At 64.2% G+C, this 20974-nt stretch carries 19 protein-coding genes and 2 pseudogenes; 5 read left to right on the plus strand and 16 right to left on the minus strand.

The window, feature by feature from the left end:
• Window positions 1-393: 393 nt before the first annotated feature.
• Window positions 394-719 (plus strand): annotated as a pseudogene (locus ACFSM0_RS07735) (integrase core domain-containing protein); the annotation flags it as partial.
• 19 nt (window positions 720-738) lie between these two features.
• Here the strand turns inward: ACFSM0_RS07735 and ACFSM0_RS07740 are convergent.
• The 3 genes from ACFSM0_RS07740 to ACFSM0_RS07750 are packed head-to-tail and all read right to left on the minus strand — an operon-like array spanning window position 739 to window position 4117.
• Window positions 739-1635 (minus strand): plasmid partitioning protein RepB C-terminal domain-containing protein, encoded by an 897-nt coding sequence (locus ACFSM0_RS07740; RefSeq protein ID WP_377388960.1) that lies wholly within the window; start codon window positions 1633-1635, stop codon window positions 739-741.
• A complete protein-coding gene (locus ACFSM0_RS07745; protein WP_377388962.1) occupies window positions 1632-2546 on the minus strand; it encodes a plasmid partitioning protein RepB C-terminal domain-containing protein in 915 nt (304 codons plus the stop codon). Before ACFSM0_RS07745 ends, ACFSM0_RS07740 begins: the two co-directional genes overlap by 4 nt.
• Window positions 2543-4117: a recombinase family protein gene (locus ACFSM0_RS07750; RefSeq protein ID WP_377388964.1), complete on the minus strand. Its 1575-nt coding sequence runs from the start codon at window positions 4115-4117 to the stop codon at window positions 2543-2545. Before ACFSM0_RS07750 ends, ACFSM0_RS07745 begins: the two co-directional genes overlap by 4 nt.
• A gap of 107 nt (window positions 4118-4224) precedes the next feature.
• On the opposite strand from ACFSM0_RS07750, the gene ACFSM0_RS07755 reads away from it, so the two are divergent.
• Window positions 4225-4599 (plus strand): hypothetical protein, encoded by a 375-nt coding sequence (locus ACFSM0_RS07755; protein WP_377388966.1) that lies wholly within the window; start codon window positions 4225-4227, stop codon window positions 4597-4599.
• A 157-nt stretch (window positions 4600-4756) separates the two neighbouring features.
• Window positions 4757-4907 (plus strand): annotated as a pseudogene (locus ACFSM0_RS07760) (IS5/IS1182 family transposase); the annotation flags it as partial.
• A gap of 87 nt (window positions 4908-4994) precedes the next feature.
• Here the strand turns inward: ACFSM0_RS07760 and ACFSM0_RS07765 are convergent.
• The 5 genes from ACFSM0_RS07765 to ACFSM0_RS07785 all read right to left on the minus strand — a co-directional run bounded on the left by ACFSM0_RS07765 (window position 4995) and on the right by ACFSM0_RS07785 (window position 8815).
• Window positions 4995-7070: a methyl-accepting chemotaxis protein gene (locus ACFSM0_RS07765; protein ID WP_377388968.1), complete on the minus strand. Its 2076-nt coding sequence runs from the start codon at window positions 7068-7070 to the stop codon at window positions 4995-4997.
• Between the two features lie 270 nt (window positions 7071-7340).
• Window positions 7341-7619, minus strand: a complete 279-nt coding sequence (locus ACFSM0_RS07770; protein ID WP_377388970.1) for an SH3 domain-containing protein — start codon at window positions 7617-7619, stop codon at window positions 7341-7343.
• Between the two features lie 137 nt (window positions 7620-7756).
• On the minus strand, window positions 7757-7981 hold the full coding sequence (locus ACFSM0_RS07775; protein ID WP_377388972.1) for a hypothetical protein: 225 nt from the start codon (window positions 7979-7981) through the stop codon (window positions 7757-7759).
• A gap of 114 nt (window positions 7982-8095) precedes the next feature.
• Window positions 8096-8296 (minus strand): hypothetical protein, encoded by a 201-nt coding sequence (locus ACFSM0_RS07780; RefSeq protein WP_377388974.1) that lies wholly within the window; start codon window positions 8294-8296, stop codon window positions 8096-8098.
• 312 nt (window positions 8297-8608) lie between these two features.
• Complete coding sequence (locus ACFSM0_RS07785) at window positions 8609-8815, minus strand: cold-shock protein (protein WP_377388976.1); 207 nt, start codon at window positions 8813-8815, stop codon at window positions 8609-8611.
• A 386-nt stretch (window positions 8816-9201) separates the two neighbouring features.
• Here ACFSM0_RS07785 and ACFSM0_RS07790 point away from each other — a divergent pair, with 386 nt between their 5' ends.
• A complete protein-coding gene (locus ACFSM0_RS07790) occupies window positions 9202-9804 on the plus strand; it encodes a hypothetical protein (protein WP_377388978.1) in 603 nt (200 codons plus the stop codon).
• A 365-nt stretch (window positions 9805-10169) separates the two neighbouring features.
• On the opposite strand, the gene ACFSM0_RS07795 is transcribed toward ACFSM0_RS07790, so the two are convergent.
• From ACFSM0_RS07795 to ACFSM0_RS07815, 5 genes are read right to left on the minus strand one after another with little or no spacing between them, the layout of a single operon-like run.
• Window positions 10170-10934, minus strand: a complete 765-nt coding sequence (locus ACFSM0_RS07795; RefSeq protein ID WP_377388980.1) for a glucose 1-dehydrogenase — start codon at window positions 10932-10934, stop codon at window positions 10170-10172.
• Between the two features lie 22 nt (window positions 10935-10956).
• Window positions 10957-12504: an FAD-binding oxidoreductase gene (locus ACFSM0_RS07800; RefSeq protein ID WP_377388982.1), complete on the minus strand. Its 1548-nt coding sequence runs from the start codon at window positions 12502-12504 to the stop codon at window positions 10957-10959.
• An 11-nt stretch (window positions 12505-12515) separates the two neighbouring features.
• Window positions 12516-13169: a hypothetical protein gene (locus tag ACFSM0_RS07805; protein WP_377388984.1), complete on the minus strand. Its 654-nt coding sequence runs from the start codon at window positions 13167-13169 to the stop codon at window positions 12516-12518.
• The gene (locus tag ACFSM0_RS07810) at window positions 13169-13552 is read right to left on the minus strand and encodes a c-type cytochrome (RefSeq protein ID WP_377388986.1); all 384 of its coding nucleotides are present in this window, start codon (window positions 13550-13552) and stop codon (window positions 13169-13171) included. Before ACFSM0_RS07810 ends, ACFSM0_RS07805 begins: the two co-directional genes overlap by 1 nt.
• 16 nt (window positions 13553-13568) lie before the next feature.
• The gene (locus tag ACFSM0_RS07815) at window positions 13569-14849 is read right to left on the minus strand and encodes a c-type cytochrome (protein WP_377388988.1); all 1281 of its coding nucleotides are present in this window, start codon (window positions 14847-14849) and stop codon (window positions 13569-13571) included.
• A 324-nt stretch (window positions 14850-15173) separates the two neighbouring features.
• Between ACFSM0_RS07815 and ACFSM0_RS07820 the strand changes: the two genes are divergently transcribed.
• Window positions 15174-16115: a helix-turn-helix domain-containing protein gene (locus tag ACFSM0_RS07820; protein WP_377388990.1), complete on the plus strand. Its 942-nt coding sequence runs from the start codon at window positions 15174-15176 to the stop codon at window positions 16113-16115.
• A gap of 246 nt (window positions 16116-16361) precedes the next feature.
• Here the strand turns inward: ACFSM0_RS07820 and ACFSM0_RS07825 are convergent, their stop codons facing one another.
• Genes ACFSM0_RS07825 through ACFSM0_RS07835 form a run of 3 tightly spaced genes read right to left on the minus strand, consistent with a single transcriptional unit; the run spans window position 16362 to window position 20967 of the window.
• Window positions 16362-17933, minus strand: coding sequence for a hydantoinase B/oxoprolinase family protein (locus ACFSM0_RS07825; protein ID WP_377388992.1), 1572 nt, complete (start codon window positions 17931-17933; stop codon window positions 16362-16364).
• Complete coding sequence (locus tag ACFSM0_RS07830) at window positions 17930-19957, minus strand: hydantoinase/oxoprolinase family protein (RefSeq protein WP_377388994.1); 2028 nt, start codon at window positions 19955-19957, stop codon at window positions 17930-17932. Before ACFSM0_RS07830 ends, ACFSM0_RS07825 begins: the two co-directional genes overlap by 4 nt.
• Window positions 19958-19962: 5 nt before the next feature.
• Window positions 19963-20967: a 1-aminocyclopropane-1-carboxylate deaminase/D-cysteine desulfhydrase gene (locus ACFSM0_RS07835; RefSeq protein WP_377388996.1), complete on the minus strand. Its 1005-nt coding sequence runs from the start codon at window positions 20965-20967 to the stop codon at window positions 19963-19965.
• Between the last annotated feature and the right edge of the window lie 7 nt (window positions 20968-20974).

Genomic DNA, 20974 nt, shown 5'->3' on the forward strand with positions numbered 1-20974 from the left:
GGCTCAAGGGCAAGATGACCCCCTTCATGCGCGCGGCGAGCTGGCTCGGTGATATCCGGCGCCTCGCCCAATGGCGGGTGGCGCCGATGGGTCTGGCTGGCGTCAGATCCCTCGGCCTTGATTGCGGCGCGGTCGGGCGCGGCTTCGAGCTCGCCGGGATCGCGCTGACCCCCTCTGAATGGGCCGATTTCCGCATGATCGAGGCGGGGGGCGACAGAGGAACTCAGCCGAGAATAGCACATGTCTGCGGCACAGACCCAGCTCGAAATCATGCTCCGCGTCGTCGCCGAACAGGCGCGGCGGGAACTCGCGGGCACAAAGGGCGATGTTCACGGGCTGACCGGTGCTGCGCGCGATCTCGGGGCGCAATCGACGAAGAGCGCGGGTCGAATGCACGGCATCGCGCCGGGCAAACCGATGCAGAATGGCTTGGTGGAGAGCTTCAACGCTCGGATGCGGGACGCGCTGCTCAACGAGACCATGTTCCGCAACCCGGCCCATGCGCAGATCGTGATCGGCGCCAGCCCGGGCTGCCGACGACAATACCGAACGCCCGCACTCAGCCCCGGGCTGCCAGACACCGGCTGATTATGCGCGGGCTCTGACCACCGCAATTGCCCAGCCCCGTTGCGCGAGAGGATCGCTCCGCGCGTCGGGCGATTGCTCAACCTGCGCCAATTGGCGTAAACACCAACCAGGCTCCAGTCACGGCGGGCTGAAAGACCGGCGGCAGGTCAGCTATTCCGCCTCGGCCGGCACGACCGACTCCATCTCGGCGATGGTCTGAAATTCGGACAGGAACTCCGGATGTGTCTGCATCAGATACCGCACCACGCGCGCGTTTCCGAGGAGCTTGCCGACGTAGCCGCGCAGCACGGTCAGCTGAAGGTGGTCCTGGCCGTAGCTGTCCTGGATCTGTGTGATCCCCTCCTGCAGCCGGGCAAGCTCCTTTTCCATCCGGGCGACCGCCTGCGGTGTGACGCCGTTGATGCGTTTGGGCTTGTTCGCCTCGACCAGTTGCGCCTGCGGCGTGCCGGCAAGGATCGCCGAGATGTAGGCCACGGAGTAGTTGTTGGCGTTCACCATGAGCTCGGCCGCTTCGATCTGGCGCAAAGGGATCATCTTGCGCAGTGTGGTGAAAACGGCTGCGGTGCAGGCCTTGTCTTTCAGGATCGCCACAGCTTCTGGGCAAATACCGTCGAGCAGCTTGACCTTGCGCTGGATGCTGCGCGGGTTGAGGTCCAGTGCGGCCGCGATCTTTTCCTCTGAGACACCGCGCTCGATCGCTTTCAGGATCATCCGGTGCTCCTGAATGGGCGCGATGCGGCTGATGCGCTTGTTGTAGGTGAAGGCCTCGTCGTCGGTCGACACAAGGCATTCGACCTGTTTCTGACCCAGATCCTTGAGAACTTCGATCCGGACATGTCCGTCGAGCAGCAGCCAGCTGCCGCTGGCATCCCCGTGTCGCGCAACAACCGGTGGCTCGACCAAGCCGATTTCGCGGATCGAAGCAGTGATCTGAGTGTATTTCCGGCTGGACTTGATCGACGTGCTCAGAACCCTGACCGGCAGAATGTCTGCGACCGGGATCGTGACGCAATCGGTCTCGAAGCCGAGATGAACCTTCTTGGTCATGTCGCTGCCCCCGCGGCGAGAGTGTGCTGCAGGTAGCTGGGCATGGTTTCCAGACCTTCTGCGCGCAGCAGCGTCACGAAATGATCGTCCTCGAGGAGGGATCGGAATGCCTGACAGATGAACAGCAGCCGCCCCTGCGTCAATTCTGCTTTCTTGATCAGAAGCTTCTGGCGGTCCGCTTCCTTCTGATAGGCGCGCACCAACGCCTCGCTCGTCAGCGGTCGCCGGTTTCGGTTGTCGCGCCCGTAGGCATTCGGGTGCATCTTTTTCCCGCGTGCCTCACGCTGCTCGATCAGACGCCGGGCCGCCGCGAGCTTCTTCCCGCGCAGTTTCTTCTGGGTGTAGGCGTCCATCAGGGCACGCTGCGCGCCTTCCGCATCGGTCTTCGATATGTCGATGGCGAGGTTCAGCGGGAGAAGGCCGGTTTCGACGGCAGTGATCAGCCGCTCTTCGCCGCGCTCCAGGAGGCCCGCGATCATGCCCACATAGTCCGGCGAGACGCCGATCTTGTCGCCGATTTGCCGGTCGTTGTAGCCGCGTTCGCGGAGCGTGCCGATCTCCCGCATCAGATCGATCGGCCGATGCTGGCGACGTGCGCAATTCTCGACGAGACTCATCACCAGACAGTCGGACTCATCGGCATCGATGACTATGGCCGGTATGGCTTTCTGCTTCAGCGCGATGAAGGCCTCGAGCCGCCCCTGGCCGCAGACGAGATCATACTCCTGTGGGCTTGTGTCGGTGCGGCGGGTGACGGTGATCGGGCGCTTCAAGCCGATCTTGGCGATGTTTTTCACCATGTCCGCAAACGACCTGGGATTTCGGACCCGTGGATTGCGAACCCGAATGCTGTCGGTCGGAACCAAGCTGACTTCGGTTTGGTGCGTTTCTTCAGCGGTTTTGGCCATCATGCCACCTCCGTCACCTTCGCCCGCCCGGCGAGGGCAAAGAAATCGTCAAGTGTTTCAGTCCGATAGGCATCGAGCCACAGGCCGTTCTGTTCGGCCATCTTCAGCCGCGCGCTTGTCCTGTCGATGCTGGGCAGCAGGTAGAAATCGCGCGGCGCATCGTTGGTCTCGGTCATCCGCACCGCAATCGTGATGTCTGGAACGAGGCCGGTGTCGAGCCGGATGTGCCAGCGCAAGGAGCCTGCTGCCGTCGCCTGGCAGCGGGCCAGAACGACCGACACCGTGAATTCGTCATTCACGCGCAGCATCTGCGTGTCGGGGTCCTGCAGCACGCGCCCCCCCTGGGCGGCCACGCCGGCGACGATCTCCTTGACGACCTGCGGGTGGGCCGCGCGCAGCGCCTGATTGATCTCGATGTAGCGGTAGTCCCGCTCCGGCTCATAGCCGATGAGACGATAGGCCCGCAGCAGGCTGCCAAACCGACTGCGATAGGCGCTGGACGAGGGCAGATCGTTCTCTTCGTCGATGATCAGGCCCGATAGCATGCCCTGCCGTTTCAGGATTGTCCGCAGGGCATCGAGCAACTCCTCGTCCGAGAAATTGCGACTGCGCGCATCCACAATCGCCCGGGCGCGCAAGAATAGCGCCTTTTCGACGATGGCTGGATAGGCGCCTTCGGCCCGGACCCACCTATCCCGCGGGTTCACGATACGGCGCTGCTTCAGCTTGAACGACACCTTGTTGAAGACGTTGTTGCCGATGTATTTTTCGTTGGTCAAAACCTGATGGACCGTCGCCCGGGTCCAGGGTCGATCAAGATCGGTGCGGTGCCCTTCGCCGTTCAAAACCGCCGCGATCTCGCGCTCGGGCCGCCCCTCATTCACGAACATCTCGTAGATGCGCTGGACGACCCGCTGTTCCTCCTCGGGGCCGGGGACCAGGATCACGCGGTCGGTCTGCAGGCTCTTCTGCTCGCCGCGCGACAGCTCACCTTTCGGGTTGCCGTGCTCGTCGATCAACACGCGCCGCAGCCCGTATCCGGCCGCGCCGCCTTGGCGATATCCAATCTCCACCAGGCGGCATTGCCCAGCAAACACCTTCACCGACAACTCACGGCTGTATTCGCCGGCCATGACGCGCTTGACGGTCTTCAGAAGGTTGGAGCCGATGCTGCCGTCGTTCTCGAACGGCTCGCCGCAATAGTGGACCCTGATCCCGGCGCGGGAACAGACGTGCTCATGGTATGCGCCCTCATCGGCGTCCTGAAATCGACCCCATCGGCTGACGTCATAGACGAGGATCGCCTTGAAGTCGGCCTTGCCGGATTGAACCTCGGCCATCAGCTTCTGCAGCGCCTCGCGGCCGTCAAGCCGCAATCCCGATCGGCCAGAGTCCTCAAACATGCGCTGAATGGTCAGGCCACGAGCCTCGGCATAGCGGCGAATGACATCAAGCTGGTTCTCGGTGGAGTACTTTTGGTGATCGGTCGACATCCGCACATAGGCGACGGCCGGCACATCCTTTTCAGGGGGTGCGTCGTGCTTGTCGCAATGGCGCGCCCAACGACCGTTCACATGCGTATCTCCTCATTATTTAGGGCAAATCCATCGCTCTCGTCGGACTCAACGGCGGAATTTTTCGGCGGAATTTTTCGCGTCCATGTAAAGCGAAGGAGGGGGGAATGTCGTTTCCGAAAAAGGGCAAGGTCTTTCCCGGGGAAAACGGGTGGAGCGGAAAAGAGGAGCAGCCCGCGAATGGCGGCTTCGTTGAAGAAATCGCGGCGGCTTTGAAACGGTCGCTTGGAGATAGTCGGGCGGGCGTAAAGACCGTGGCGGCCTGGACGGGGGCCAACGAGAAAACGGTGAAGAACTGGTTCTCGGGAACTTACGGTCCGAGCGGTGCGCACCTGATCGCGCTGGTGCGCCACTCCGAAGAGGTGCTATCCACGTTCTTGGCCATGGCGGGGCGCGAGGATCTGATGGTGGCGATCAAACTCGCGGCGGCGGAGCAGGCGGTCGAGGAACTGCTCGCGGCCGTGCGGCATCTGACCCGCTAGGGCCCGGCGGGGCGATCCGTTCATCAGCCCCCATGCGGTCGAGAGGTCAGTCCCTCACACCGCGCAGGTTTTCGCAGCGATCTCGCGCGATGGAAACCCGCACGGGAGAGCGTTGGTCGTCGGGATCGGTTCCACTTGTCGCATGTGACCTCAGGCGCGACGTCGCGTCGACACCCGGATGAACCGTCCGACGCTTTTCGGTGCGCGCCTCATGTCCCGAGCGCCAGACCGCGGCAAGCCAGATCCGTATCGCCATCATGAACCGCGGCTCGGCCCTTGGGCGGGCCGAGATCAAGGCCCGCGACTGAAACCGGCAGGGAAGGGGCAGAGCACTCTGGTGCCGGATCGGCGCAACAAGGCCGTTCGGGCGCCAGTTGCCATCTGGCCAGAGCGCCTCAGGCGGAGTGGGCGAAAACCTGTTCATAGGGTTCGGCGTCATGCGCGCCCTCGCGCCGCACCGCAAACTGCGCTGTGCTTGCCGCCAGTTCATCGGCTTCCTGGCGCAGCGATTGCGTGGCCGCCGAGGTCTCCTCGAACATCGCCGCGTTTTGCTGTGTCACCTGATCGAGCTGGGTCATCGCGAGGTTGATCTCGTCAAGCCCGGTCGCTTGCTCGCGCGCCGAACTGGCGAGCCCGCTCACCTGCGCCCGGATCCCCTGGGCATGCTGCGCGATCTCTTCAAGCGCGGTGCCCGAGGCGCTCACGAGCTTCACCCCGCCCTGGATCTGGCGCACGGTCTGGGTGATGAGATCGGAGATTTCCTTTGCCGCTTCGGCCGAACGCTGCGCAAGCTGGCGCACTTCGGAGGCGACAACGGCAAAGCCGCGCCCGCTCTCTCCGGCCCGGGCCGCCTCGACCCCCGCGTTCAGCGCGAGCAGGTTGGTCTGGAAGGCGATGTCTTCCATCACGTTGATGATACGGGATATTTTGTCAGAACTTGCCTCGATCCCGGTCATCGCCTGAATCGCCTGCTGCACGGTATCCAACCCGGCCACGGTGCGGTCTTGCGCCGCGCCAGAGGCCTCTTCGGCCTCCGCCGCCGCTTTCGCCGCCGAGGCGATGGCTGAGGTCATCTCGTGCAACGCCGCCGCAGATTCCTCCAGCGCCGCGGCTTGCTTTTCGGTGCGGCTGCTCAGGTCATCCGCCGCGCCCGAAATCTGCGCCACGCCAGACATCATCCGCTCGGCCCGCACAGAAATGCCCCCCACCACTTCACCAAGCGCCTGCACCGAACTGTTGAACGCGGTTTTCAGGCTCTCGAATTCCCGCGGCACGGCCCGCTCCATGCGCACGGTCAGATCATTTTCTGCGAGCCGCGCCATTGCCGCGCCAAAGCCGTTGATGGCCTGTTTCGTCGGGGTGATGTCGGTGGCGAATTTCACCACCTTGTAAACCTTGCCATCGATGTCGCGAATCGGGTTGTAAGTCGCCTGAATCCAGACCTCGCGCCCGCCCTTGCCAAGGCGCAGATATTCCGCCTGCTGGAAGGTGCCGGCCCGCAGGCCCGCCCAGAACTCGGCATAAGCCGGAGAGGATACCTCGTCGCGGGCCACAAACATGCGGTGATGCTGGCCCCGGATCTCGTCGAGCGTATAGCCCAATGCGCCAAGGAAATTCTCGTTCGCGGTCAGGATCGTGCCGTCGGGGGTGAACTCGATCACCGCTTGCGAGCGGCCAAGCGCGGCGATCTGGCTTTGCAGGTCGAGCATGAGATGCTTTTCCGTGGTGATGTCTGAGGCGAATTTCACCACTTTCACCGGTTCGCCCGCGGCATTGAGGATCGGGTTGTACGTCGCCTGCAACCAGACCTCGCGCCCGTTCTTGCCAAAACGGCGGAACTCGCCGGTGCGCGGTTTGCCCTGTGCCAGATCCTCCCAGAAGCTGCGATACTCCGCGCTCGCTTTCAGCGCCGGGTCGACAAAAAGGCTGTGATGCCGGCCCTGGATCTCTTCGAGCGTATAGCCGACACAGGCGAGAAAATTCTCGTTGGCGTTGATGATCGTTCCATCGAGGTCAAATTCGATCGTCGCTTGCGAGCGGTCGAGCGCGGAAAGGCGGCTCTTGGCGTCGGTCGCTTCCTCGATGCGCGTGGTCACATCGCTGGCGAATTTCACCACCTTGATCACCTGGCCTGCGCTGTCCTTCACCGGCACATAGGAGGCCTCGATCCAGACTTCGCGCCCGCCTTTGGCGATGCGCCGGAAGGTGCGGCTGAAGCTTTGCCCGGCGCGCAGGTCTTTCCAGAAAGTCGCGTAATCCGCGCTTTTGGCAAAATCGGGCGCGATGAACAGGGCATGTTTGCGCCCGATGATCTCGCTGCGCGCATAGCCCATTGTCGTGCAGAAATTCTCATTGGCATCGAGGATCTCGCCTTCGGGGGAAAACCAGATCACCGCTGCGGTCTGTTGCACCGCTTGGGCGAGCTGCTCCACTGCCGTTGCCGTTTGGCTCGACTTATTCCAGAACGCCATCGTAACCCCTGTCTTCCTAGCCCGATCCAATATGCGGGAATAACAGGCAAGAATTAAAATCGTTATAATGCGCACTGCTTTTTTCGGTTCGCTTCGTGGCCCGCCTTTCGGCCTGTGCGCACGCTTCTGCCCCCGATGCTGCGTTGCCCCGGCATCGCCGGAAGCGAAAAATCGGTCTGCCGCCCATCGAGACGGGCCCGGTTTGCGGCAGCGACGGATTGATCTGCGATTTCGGCGTTCAGTGCTCTCGCCACGCCTTGGGGCGCGCGCTCAGCGCAGCGCCAGATAGTCCGCCGAGACGTACCCCGACACGCCGGGCTTGTCTGTGAGAAAGACCCTGCACCAGAGCTTGCCATGCGTTGTCACGCAGCTCTGACGGGTCAGGCGCGTTCCATCCGGCAGGCCAATGATGATCTTGTGCTCCAGCCCCGGGCCTTCGCGCAGCTTCAAAAGATCATCCGGTCCGGCGCCTTTGACCACTGCGCCGGAACTGGCCGAGCATCCGGCCGCGATCGTGAGGGCGAGGAGGGCAGCAAAATGGGGTCGCATGGTCGGTCCTGAATTGTTTCCTCACCCTTACGACAGCATCACGCAACATGGCAACAGGCGCGGGCAGGCCGCCGCTCTGTGCTCCTGCGCCGGATGCGCCCCGCGCGGCGCCGCCCCTCAACCGCAGCGCGCAGGGGTCATTCTGTGGGATTGCGCTTTGTGTCCTCGGCGCGGGTCGCGCACGCGGCGGGCGCCGGCTTTGCGACCATGCTGCCAGATGCCGCGGCACCGGGACGACGAAACGCCATGCCGTTGCGAAACGGTTTTTGCGTCACGGGCTGGGCAAGGAAATCCTTGAGGTTCAGTTGCTTTTTCGGGGTCGAATATCCCATTTCATATATCCTTGCAGGAATGATGCCCATAAGGGCTTGGCCTTGATGGCAGAAGCGGCGGAGACGAGCCCCGCCGCTTCTCCTCCCGGTGACACAGTCACGGACGCGGAACGCTTCGCATGAAGCGGCATCGCGTCAACGCCATCACCGGGAATCGGAAACTGTCGTGTAACCGACAAAGGATTGCACCGGCTTGCGCGCCATGTGGTCCCGACGCTTCGGCACGGCGGGAAGCGTTCCGTTGCCCAGTCGCTCGAAGAATTCGCGCCAGCCGAGCCCGGAGGGGCTCTCATCGCTGCGCGGCGCCGGTCTGGTGCCATGAAGCGTTGTTTGTCGTCTGCTCATTTTGTCCTTTCGTCGCCCCGTCAAACGTGGCGACCGGATATCACTTGGAAAACGTGTTTTGATCTCGGGGCAGGTCTTCCGCCCCGGTCTCGCGGGCAAGCCTTGCCGCCCGCAGCGCGGCTGTGCGCTCCGCGCGCACCCCGGCCTCTGTCTCAAGAATGAGGCGCGCCGCCGCGGCCGTTTTGTCATATGCTGTCAGCGGCCCTGATGGGGTCTCCCGGAACAAACCGGAAGACTCCGTGCTGCGCCTCACTGCGTCACCGCCCCAAGAGCGGGAGCCCGGCGCCGTGGCACCGGGAGGCTTTGCTTTGGTCAAGCGCGCGCCAGAGCGCAAGCGGACTCGCGACCGTCGCGGCCGGTCTCGACGTCAAAGCTGACCTTCTCGCCTTCGTTGAGGCTGCGCATGCCAGCGCGCTCGACCGCCGAGATGTGAACGAACACGTCGCGCGAACCACCTTCCGGGGCGATAAAGCCGAAACCTTTGGTGGTGTTGAAAAACTTCACGGTGCCAGTGGCCATCGTGAGAACTCCTTCGATAGAATGATGCCCGCAGCATGCGGCAGCTCGGCTTGGTCAGAACGAAAACAGACTGAAGCCGATGAAGGAGACAGGGTGCGGTCGATAAAACTTTGCAACGCCACCTATACGCGAATTTGCGGCCTTTGCAAGACAAATACGCGAAATCTGAAAAGTGTTGCGCGCGGCATGCGACCAAAGGCCTTTCTGACGCAGAGTGGACGATTGGTCTTGCGGCTCGGGGCGAGAGTCTCGAAACTGCCGCGAGCCACTGGGATCGCAATCGAACCCGGCCGGGATGGTGTCGTGCAAAAGACGCGGCACAGGCTTGCGCGAAGGATGTCCCGTTCGCCGCATCGACCCTTTGGCTTTTTGACAGGATCACCTCCATGCCCGGCCCGCGCACGCCTTCCCGGCCAAACGACCCGCGGGCCGAGATTGCCGAGCACTTTGAGCAGATCGAAGCGGCTCTGGCGCAGATGCCTGCGCCCGATCTGTTGCGCCATGCGCTTGCGCGCCTGCAGGAGGCCTGTGCCGGGCAGGCTGTTGCGCTGGAAGAAATGATCGTCAGCACCTCTGCCGCGAAAGCCCCTTTGGCGTTTGACGATCTGATGCTGCGGCTGCCCTTGCCCGTGGTTCAGGTCAAGCACGATTTGCAGATTGTCGCCTGGAACCTGCAGGCCGAAGCTCTTCTGGAGGCGATGTCCGGCACGGCACGGAACGGCGACCGGGCGGGGATCTTGCGACGCGGCCTCGAGCGGCAGGATCGCACCGCGGTGATGGCCGCCCTTGATACGCAACTGGACCAGAGGGGCCGGGCAGGGGCGGGCGCGCCATTGCAAACGGTTCCGTGTGCAGTTCTGGTTCAACTCAGTTCGGCGGGCGGGCGGCGCGCAACGTTACGGCTTCAGATCCTTCCGACACTCTCTGTCCCCGGCCAGAAGCGCGCGCGATGGTGGGTGATCTTGCTGACGACGGACGCCCCGCGATAACCGGCTTTCGGCTCTGGCGCTTCGTCCTCCGTCCCGGGGCAAACCCGCTCGCGGCGATCCTCTGCGACCTCCGCGAGGGCGCGGCGGGCAGCAACCGCGCAGTGCCTCTCAAGCCCGCGCAGATCAGCCGCGCGCGGCGCGCCTTCCTGAGCGCCCGGTCCGCGCCCGGTCCGCGCCCGGAATGCGGCAGGCCCGTCCAGAAAGGACTTTTCGGCCCTGCCGCGGCGCGATGGGCTTCTGGCGGCTTCGAAGGGGCAGAGCTCGAAGACCCGCAGGTGGCTTGCGCGCTCCACCCGGAGTGCGCGCGCAAACCACCTACCGTGATGAGGTCCTTGCCCCCTTTGCTGGCGGCGCCTTGTGGCCGATCAATGCGCGGTTTGCCCGCCGTCGGCCACGAACACCGCGCCATTGACGAAAGTCGCCCCCGGCGAGGCCAGCAGCAGCACGGTCGCGGCGATTTCTTCCGGCTTGGCGGCGCGCTTCATCGGGCTGTTGGCCATCAATGACGCGGAAATCTCGGGGTCTGCCAGCCATCGCTGCGTCATCGGCGTTTCAATCAGGCCCGGAGCCAGCGCGTTGATGCGGATGTTCTGCGTCGCATAATCGAGCGCCGCGGCGCGCGTCAGCCCCGCGACCCCGTGTTTGGCGGCCGCATAGGGGGCCATGCCGGGATCGGCCACCACGCCTGCGACCGACGAGGTATTGATGATCGCCCCGCCACCCGAACGCAGCATCAGGGGGATTTCGTATTTCATCGACAGGAACACGCCGCGCAGGTCGACGGCGAGGATACGATCAAACTCAGCCTCGGTCACATCGGCCAGAGGCTTCGTCGCGGGCAGGATGCCGGCGTTGTTGAACGCCACATCGAGACCGTTGAACCGGCTGTCGGCCAGATTGACCAGAGCCTGCACATCTGCCGTCTCGGAGACGTTGGTTTTCAGATAGACCGCCTCGGTGCCCAGATCGCGGCACGCGGCGGCGGTTTCTTCGGCGGCCTCGGCCATGTCACCGATCACCAGACGCGCGCCGCGTTTGGCAAAGGCGAGCGCCGTGGCGCGCCCGATACCGGCCGTGGCGCCGGTGATCAGCACCACCTTGCCGTCGAAATCCATGTATTCGTCGTTCATTTTGATGTTCCTTCGTGCGGGGTCAGATCGTGATGCCGGATTTGCCCGGCGCCAGAATGCCTTTCGGGTCCAGCGCCTGTTTCAGCCGGTGGTTGATTCTGCGTTGTGCCGGACCGTAGGTGTCGGCGACTTCGGCCATGAAGCTCGTCGAGGTGCGATAGATGCCATAGCCCGCACCATGCAGTGCGGCGATCATCGCCAGATAGCATTGCCGCGCGCGCTCGGTTTCTTCTGCATCGTTGCGGTCGTAGAGGATGTCGGTCAACTGCTCGGCATGCCGCCCGCCGATCAGGAAACCACCAATGTAATCAAAGCCATATTCATCAAGCACGCCATGCATCAGGTTGAATTGCTTGATCGCCTCGGAACCTTCGCACCGCACGACGGGCGCGAGCCACGACGAGCCACCGCCGCCCTTGTAGTTATAGATCGTGAACTCGGTCAGCGTCGGTTCGTTGGTCATGTTGAGGTTCCAGTGATGGAACGGGGTCTTGAAGATCTCGGGCTGGCTTTCATCCATGAACTGCCCGCCGGTGGCGAGCATCGCCTTGCGGGCGATATTGAGGTTGACCTCGATCTGTTCCTCGGTGCCGTAAAGCGTCGAGATATAGCCCCAGATCCCGAGGCCCATATTGTTGCAGACCTCTTTCACCCGTGCACGCGGCATTGCGCCGGGGCCGGTGTAGATCTCGTCGCGGCGATAGGTCTGGGCGACGGCATACATCGTATGACCCAGAACGCCGTTCTCGACGACCTTGTTGAGGTGCAGCTCGCGCACCGCGTCGATGCCGCGGCCCATGCCCTCGTCATCATCCCAGCCGCACAGGAAGCCAAAGCTTTTCTGCGGTTTGCGCATCAGCCAGATGCCGATCTTGGTGACAACGCCGTAGTTCGACTGGCTGAAGATGCCGTCGAGCCATGGGCCGTAGCCCCAGCGGTAGACGTTCCATTCGCGGCTGTTTTCCACCCCGCCCATCCCGGTGCGCAGCAAGGAGCCATCCGCCAAAACCACTTCCAGCCCGCAGAAATTCTCGAAATGCTGGCCGTAGCGGTTATAGCCCACGCCGCGATCGAGCGTGTTGCCCATCGGTCCGGCGAGCGGCCCTGAGGAGGGGAACGAGATCCACAGGGGGATATTGTTGGCCTCGAGATATTGCTTGAGCTGCATGTAGGTCACGCCCGGTTCGACCAGCGCATAGCCCAGGGTTTCGTCGACTTCGACGATGCGGTTCATCCGCTTGAGATCCAGCACCACCTGGCCGGGGGTGGCGGGGGCCGCATCGCCATAGCCAAGGTTCTTGCCGGTGGAGATCGTCCAGAGCGGGATGCCATAGCGCTCGGCGACCTTGACCACCGCTTGCACCTGCTCGACATTTTCGGGGGCCACGGCCCCTGCGGGGCGGTGACGGGCCGAGGGTTCGGGCAGCATGACCTTGGAATAGGGGGCCAGACGGTCGATGTCGGCAAAGGCAAAGTCCTCGCCGACGATGGCGCGAAACGCGCGCAGCGCGGAAGCGAAATCCTCGCGCGAGACGCCCGGAGGCAGGAAAGTCAGGTCTTCATTAGCCATCGGGGAAATCCTCAGAGATCGGCAATCAGCGTGGCAAAGGCGCGCGGCGCGCTCTGCCAGATGACGGGGAGGGCGTCGGAGCGACCGGTCGCATGGGCGAGCACCCGCGCGAGGGTGCGCGCCTGCCAGTGATCCTTGGCCGGTGCGGGCAGCGGTGTCGGACCCGCTGCGTCGGGCGTTCGGATCGTGCAACTGGACCCGGCGCGGACATGGTCGCGGGCGAGATCATAGGTGCAGGCATCCGCCAGCGTTTCGAAGCCATGAATCGGGAGACGGGTCGCAGGGTCCTCGCGGTGGGTCGCGCGATGCATCACGCGCGCCCCGTGCTGGCCGAGAGCGATGTCAAACAGCACGCTGTCTGCATCGGTCCCGATCAAGACCACACGCGATCCGCGCAGGGCGGCAAGACGGGCAGGATCGGTGACAAAATCCGCCGCCTGCGCGGTTTCGAGGCGCAGCGGCACAGGCCCGCCCGCCCGTGCCAGAGACCGCGTCAGAGACTGTGCCAGCGCTTGGGCATTGGGCATCGTCAGAAGGACGTTTGCCGGGGAGGCCAGATCCCGAGACGGCATGGCAAGGCTGGGCCGGGGCAGGGCGGGCAGGGCCAGACCCGCCAGCCCGGCCGCCAGAAATCCGCGCCGGGAGAGGGGGGCGGTGCGGTGCATCAATGGCCCTCCCGTTCAAGATAAGTGCCGGGCACGATGCCGGGCTTGGTTCCGGGCTGGACCTGCAACGAGGTGATATAGGCGAAGACCTCATGCAGTTCCTGATCGGAAATCTCGCCCTCGCGGAAGGCCGGCATGGCGTTCAGCCCGTTGCGGGTGATGTGATGCAGGGTCTTGAAGTCCAGCTTTTGCAGCCGCAGATCGGGGGCGACCCCCATTCCGTGACATTGCAGACAGGTGTTTTGCGCCAGTCGCGCGCCGGAGCGGTCGCCGCGCATCTGCGCCGCCGCAGCCGGATCGACCCCATCGGCGAGCGCCGCTCCGGTGCCGAGACTTGCGAGCAGCGCCAAGGAGAGTGGCATCAGTTTAAAGGAAAATCGCATCGAACTCTCCGCGGGCTTAGTGCAGGGACGCGCGGGCAGCGGCGACCTGCTCAGGGGTTGCTGTGGCGTGCTGGGTGTCGTTCATCGCATTGCGGACGTAGTTCGCGATATCGGCGATGGCGGCATCATCGAGCAGGAAAGCGGGCATGGTGACCGTGCCGTCCTTGTCCGAGAGGCCGGTCAGGACAGGCATGATCAGGTTGGCCGAGGCAGCCCCCACGGCATGTAAATCGGCAAGCGCGGGGGCAAAATCGGGAAGGCCCTCGCCGTTGAGCTGATGGCATGCGGCGCAATTGGCCCGATAGGTCGTTTGCCCGCGCGTGATCGAGGCCTGCGCCTGCGCATGATCGAGGGCTGCGCCCGTGACGGTGCGGACCGGGGGCAGCTGATGCAGATAGGCGGCGATTGCGCGCAGATCGGTTTCCGTCAGATGCGAGGTGCCTTCGGCGACCACATCATGCATCGGGCCGAAAGGGCCGCCATGGCGCGAGCCATGCCCGGCGAGATAGGCATAAAGATCGGCCTCGGACCAATCGCCCAGGCCGGTTTCGGGATCTGGCGTCAGGTTCGGTGCATAGAACCCGTCGATCTGTGCGCCGGTGAGGCTTTGATCCGGCTTCATCGCGCCAAAGGCATTGCGCGGCGTATGGCATTCGGCGCAATGGGCCGGGCCTTCGACCAGATAGGCGCCCAGGTTGACCGCATCGCTTTTTGCCGGATCGGGCTCGAACTCTCTGTTGTCAAAGAACAATTTGCGCCATCCAGAGAGCAGGAGCCGATAGTTGAACGGGAAGTTCCGCTCAAGATCGGGGACCGCCTGACGCACCGGAGCGAGCGACATGAAATAGGCATAGAGCGCGTCGATATCGGCATCCGACATCTTGGCATAAGAGGTAAAGATCATCGTGGGATAAAGATTGCCCGGATGGCTGGTCACGCCTTCGCGCACAGCATCGGCAAACGCATCCCGGCTCCAGCCGCCGATGCCCGTGACCGGATCGGGGGTGATATTGGCGCTGGCCATATCGCCAAAGGGCGTATGGATCACGAGGCCGCCCGCGTAGGGCACGCCGCCCTCCGCAGTGTGACAGGGCGCACAATCTGCGGCCCGGGCGACATATTCCCCCCGCGCGATCTGGTCATCGAGATGCTGGCCCAAAGCCGGCATCGGCGTTTGCGCCGCCTTGCGCGCGACCGGGCTGAGAAAATACCCGCCCGCCGCAATGGCGGCGAGCACGCCGATCGCGCCACCGATCATCAGCGTGCGGCGCAAGGAAGAGGACTTTGGTGATGTCATTGGCTCTCGCTCCGGCCGGTCGCAGCACTCTGGGCGCGTATGTCGGCCTGATCATTCAACGTTTTGGTGCAGAGCTAAGTAGGGAGCGTTTTGCACACTGTCTTGTTTGAGGAGGACGGAAACCTTGGACCGGCAGGACATTCCCGAGAGCAGCCGCACAGTTCCTGTGCGACAGAGTGTTGCAGCTTGAACAGCCGCGCGGCGCAGTGCATCTATGCCACTGCTGGCACGGGCCCAGAGTGACGAGTGAACTTGAAGATGACGGTCGCGCACAGATCTCATGGTGCTTTTGCGCCAAACGCATCGAAAAACAAATGCGATACTTTGGCCCTGGCGCCCGATCGCCAGATCCGCGTCTGGGAAGATCATCAACACGAGCATCTGTTTCGCGTGCATTGCAGCGCGATCAATGTCGATACGCTGCATGCGTCGCAGCGCAATTGCGCCAGTGGTCAGATCCGCTTTGCGGATATGCGCGTCAGCCCGCATGTGGTGGAACGGACCGCGCGTGATGTGGCCGAAGACCCACGCGATCTGATGGTCTTGATCTTGCTGCTCGAAGGCGAGGCGATCTATGGCCAAGCCGGAAAATGGCTGACGCTGCGCGCGGGCGATATCATCGCTCTGCGTTCGGATATCCCGTTTCTGGGCAGCTATCCCCATCCGGTGCGCCAGATGGTGATGACGCTGCCGGTTGCGGATTTCACCGCCCATTGTGGCCGCGAGATCACCGGGCCGGAACGGGCGGTGTTTGCGCAGCTGGGGGCGCGGACGGTGCGCTGGTTGATCGAACATGGCACGGCATGGCTCGATCAGGCGGGAGAGTTGTCCCATCAGACCTTGCATGATCATGGGGCGGGCCTGGTGGCGGCGGTGTTCGGCCCCAGGGCGAGTGCCCGCAGCCTGCGCCAGGCGCCGCATTTTCTCGCAGCGCAAAGCTGGATCGCGGATCGTCTGTCGGACCCGAATTTGAACGTGGCGCAGATTGCCTCTGCCCTGCATATCACGCCGCGCCATCTGAACCGGATCTTTGCCCGTGAGGGGCTGTCGGTGACGCGGGTGATCGAGGACCGAAGGCTGAGCATGGCGCAGCATTTGCTGCAAGATCCGCATCAGAACTACATGAGCATCGCAGAAGTTGCCTATGCCTGCGGGTTCTCCGACCAGGCGCTCTTTAGCCGAAAGTTTCGCAAGCACTTTGACCGAAGCCCGAGCGAAACGCGCCGCAACGGGCACCCCGGCAAAGAGGGCGCCCGCAAAGAATAGGTCCGTTGCGGTGCGCCGACCCAAAGCGGGTTCGCAGGCCGAAAGATGCCGGGCATCCGGCCACCGGTTCGGTGAATGCGCACATGGCGCCGCGCTCGGGAACTTGCGCGACATAACGACGGGCAAGACCGCCGGGAGCCAGCCGCGCTCCGCATCCGGGGGCCTTGCGCGCGCCCGGCCGCCCGATCCTTGCCGGGCGGCGCGGTCTTCCCCGGCGAGGCCAGGGGCGCGTTCACACCCGCCCGGTTACGGCCTGCCCCATCCGCCGCCACCGGCGGTTTCCATGCTGATGATGCTGCCCGCCTTCACCGCAGTTGTGCTCTTGCCCGCCAGCGCATGTTCGCCCGCCCCGTCGCACAGCAAGATTCGCGAATTGCCGCCCGGCGCGCCGCCTTCGACCCCCCAGGGGTGATTGCGCGTGCGGTCGAGGTGGACGGTGAGCACGCTGTCTGCGTTCACCGCAATCGTGCGGCGCAACCCGAGCCCGCCGGGAAATTGCCCGGCACCGCCGCTGCCATCGACGAGCGCGTAATCAAGGACGGTGAGGGGGTATTCCCGCTCGATCAGCTCAACGGGCGAATTGGCGGTGTTGGTCATGTGGCAATGCACGCCGCTCGCCCCCGCCATGCCCTTGAGCCCGCCCTGACCGCCCGCATAGGTCTCCACATAGGAATAGGCGCGACCGGTTGCCGGGTTGAAGCCGCCAAGGATCAGCGCGTTCATGCTGCCGGTGGAAGCGGCGACCGGCGCCTCGGGACGCAGAACGTTGAAGGCGCCGATCAGCGCATCGGTGATGCGCATCGACATGATCGAGGTGCACAGCGCCACCGGCACCGGGGGCTTGGCGTTGACGAGCGAGCGCTCGGGCGCATTGAGCGTGATGCGGCGGAAGAGCCCGGCATTGGAAGGGATCTCCGGGTCGAGCAGGGTCTTGATGACATAGATCACGCAGCTCGCGGTGAGAAACACCGGCGCGTTGATCGGCCCGGCAACCTGCGCCGCCGTGCCGGTGAAATCGGCGGTGAGGCGGCCCTCGGCGATGGAGAGCGCAACCGAGACCGGCAGATCCACCGGGCCTGCCTCGTCTTGCCATTCCAGCGTGTCGGTAAAGCAGCCCTTGCGCCCCTCCAGCGCACGGAAGGCGGTTTCAAGGCGCTTTTCGGTGGTGGCCAGCAGGGTCTCCACCGCCGCCTCGAAGCGCTCTTGCCCGGTCCGCTCGATCAGCGCGGCCAAGCGGCGCGCGCCGGTGGTATTGGCGGCAGCCTGCGCGAGCAGATCGCCGGCCACCATGTCGGGGGTGCGGCTGGCGAGCTTGAAAAGCTCCAGCGTTGCGCGCTCGATCTCGCCCGCGCGCACCAAAAGCATCGGCGGCACGCGCAGCCCTTCTTGCGTGATGTCGACCGTGCCAAGCGCAAGGCTGCCCGGCGCGAGGCCGCCCAGATCCACCTGGTGCGCCATGTTGGCGACATAGCCAAGGTGGCGTGCGCCCGCATGCACCGGCGCGATCACCACCACATCGGGCAGGTGCGAGCCGGTGAGCCATGGGTTGTTGGTGACCACCATCGTGCCCGGCGCGATCTCGTGGCCCAGTTCTTCCAGCACGCGCTCGACCACGCCCGCAAGCAGCCCGAGATGCACCGGAATATGTTCGGCCTGCGCAATCAGCTGCCCCTTGGCGTCAAACACCCCGCAGGAAAAATCTTTCCGGTCCCGGATGTTGATCGAATAGGCGGTGCGGATCAGGGCCGCGCCCATCTCCTCGGCAACGGCCTGCAGGCCGTGGCGCACCACTTCGGCGAGAATGCTGTCTGTCGTCATTTCTGCATCCTGATGATGAGGCTGCCATTGCCGTCGACGGTGAGCGTTTGCGCGCCGACGATGAGGGTGGTGTCCTGTTGCTCGATGATCATCGGCCCGGTGAGCGTGGTGCCGATGGCAAGGCGGGCGCGGTCATAGACCGGCACCTCGACCATCGCGCCCTCAAACCAGAGCGGCGCGCGGGTGATCAGCGGGTCTTCCCCCGTGATGATCTTCGGCACCGGCAGCTTGTCGGAGGGCGGCGGGGCGCTGGCGCTCAGCCGCAAAAGCGTGATCTCGATCTCTTCGCTGCGCCGGTCATAGCCAAAGGCGCGGTGATGCGCCTTGTGGAAGGCCTCGATCGCCTGATCAAGATCGCCGTCCCAGGCAACCGGCAGCGGGTGGCCCTGGCCGCGATAGCGCATCTCGAGCACCGGGGCGAGGCGCACCACGGCGCGCGCGATGCCATCGAGATCGGCCTGCGCATGGGCCTTTTCGGCCAAAGCCGCGATGGCCTCGGCAATCTTGCCATTGTCCATCTCGGCGGCAAGGCGGGCGAGTGTTGCCGTCTCGTCATGCTTCCACGGCGCGAGCAAAAGCCCGATGCCGCACAAAAGCCCGGGCGAGGGCGGCACGATCACCGTTTCCACATCCATCTCGGCGCAGAGGTCAACCGCATGAAGCGGCCCGGCACCGCCAAAGGCCATCACCGCAAAATCGCGCGGCTCCAGCCCGCGTTCCACGGTGATGCGGCGCATGCCGCGCACCATCGCCGCGTTGACGACTTGCAAGATGCCCACCGCCGCCGCCTCAACCGTCAGGCCGAGCGGGGTGGCGATATGTTCGTCAATCGCACGGGCCGCGCGGTCCCGGTCGATCACAATGCCGCCGCCGAGCGCGCGCCCCGGACGCAACCGCCCAAGCACGACATTGGCATCGGTGACGGTCGGGCGGGTGCCGCCCTTGCCGTAAGCGGCGGGGCCGGGGCGGGCGCCCGCGCTCTCGGGGCCGACCTTCAAAAGGCCCCCGGCATCAAGATGGGCAATCGAGCCGCCGCCCGCGCCAAGGGTGATGATGTCAAACATCGGCACCCGCAGCGGAAAGCCCTCGATCTCGCTTTCATAGCGGGTCAGGATCTCGCCATTCTCGATCAGGCCAACGTCAAAGCTGGTGCCGCCCATGTCGATGGTGACAACGTTGAGATAGCCTGCCGCCTCGGCAAAGCGGCGCGCGCCGATCATGCCTGCCGCCGGGCCCGAAAGGCAGGTGTGCACCGCCTTGACCCCGCTTGCGGTCTCGATCGGCATCACACCGCCGCCCGATTGCATGATCGCGGGCGCCACCGTGACGCCATCGCCCACCAGCGTGCGGGCGATCTTTTCAAGGTAGTCCTTGAGCGGCGGCATCAGATAGGCGTTCATCACCGTGGTCGAAGTGCGCTCGTATTCGCCCGGCTCTGCCAGAACATCGGACGAGATCGAGATCCGCAACTCCGGCGCGATGTCACGCACAATCTGCGCCGCGCGGCGTTCATGGGCGGCATTGGCGTAGGAATGAAGGAAGGCAATCGCGAGCGTTTCCACGCCTTCGGCCTGCATTGCCGCCACGGCTTCCCGCACGTTCTCTTCGTTGATCGCTTCGATCACATTGCCCTTGGCGTCGAGCCGCTCGGCGATCTCGAACACCCGCTCGCGCGGCACAAGCGGCGCGGGCTTGCGGGCGTATTGATCATAAAGATGCGGGCGGGTCTGCCGCCCGATCGCGAGAAGGTCGCGAAAGCCCTTGGTGACGAGCAGCGCGGTGCGCGCACCGCCGCGCTCAAGGATCGCGTTTGTCGCTACGGTCGTGCCATGGGCAAAGCCCGCAAGCTCCCCTGCCGGCAGGCCCGCCATTTGCAGCGCCGTGCGCGCGGCCTCAACCACCGCCGTGGCCTGATGCCCCGTCGTCGTTGGCGTCTTCACAAAGAAGGTCTCGCCGGTCTGGTCCTCAAAGAGGCACAAGTCGGTGAAGGTGCCGCCGACATCACATCCGATACGATAGGCCATGGCGCTCAGGCCTCGCGATCCGCAGTGAGCAGGTCTGCGAAGGGGAAGAGTGCGGGCGAGCCGCCGCAATGGACAAAGAGCACGGAACTGCCCTTCGGGATCGTCCCGTTCTGCACGCAGCCGATGATGCCCGAAACCGCCTTGCCGGTATAGACCGGGTCGAGCAGCACGCCCTCACGGTCGCCCGCAAGCTTGATCGCGGCATTGCCCGCCTCTGAGGGGATCGAATAGCCCGGGCCGATGTAATCGGTCTCGATGCGAATATCGTCGGGGGTGAAGGTCTTCTCGAAGCCAAGGAGGGCTGCGCCGTCATTGGCCATTTTCGCGATCCGCTCGGAGAAGGGCACCGCAGAGCCCGTCACGGCAACGCCGATCACCTTGGTGTTGGGCAGATATTGTGCGCACCCGATATGAAGCCCGGCCAAGGTGCCGCCCGAGCCGACCGGGGCGACGATGTAATCGGGGGCCGGGGTGGCGCGGGCGGCATATTGCTCGGAAAGCTCTTTCGCCGCGTTCACATAGCCCATCGCGCCAAGCGCACTCGCGCCGCCAAGCGGGATGATATAGGCTTTTTCGCCCCGCGCCTCGGCCTGTGCCGCATGATGCTCCATGCGCGGATTGATCTGCTCGAAGTAGGCATCCGGGTCGAGAAAGTCGATCTCGGCGCCAAAGAGATGATCGAGGAGCAGGTTGCCTTGATAGCTGGCCGGGCGATTGCCGCGCAGCACGAGAATCGGCTTCATGCCGAACTTGCGGGCCGCCGCCGCCGTCATCCGGGCGTGGTTCGATTGATGCCCGCCGGTGGTGATCAGCACTTTCACGCCCTGCGCCACGGCATCGGCCATCAGGAACTCAAGCTTGCGCACCTTGTTGCCGCCGCCGCCAAAGCCCGTGAAATCATCGCGCTTCATGCTCAGAGAAATGCCGAGTTCGGCGCTCAGCCGCTCCATCTTTTCGATCGGCGTGGGCAGGAAGCCGAGGGAAAGGCGCGGGATATCTTCGAGTTTCATGGGCAAT

It is taken from the genome of Rhodobacter lacus, assembly GCF_042683065.1.
Classification (GTDB): Bacteria; Pseudomonadota; Alphaproteobacteria; order Rhodobacterales; family Rhodobacteraceae; genus Rhodobacter; species Rhodobacter lacus.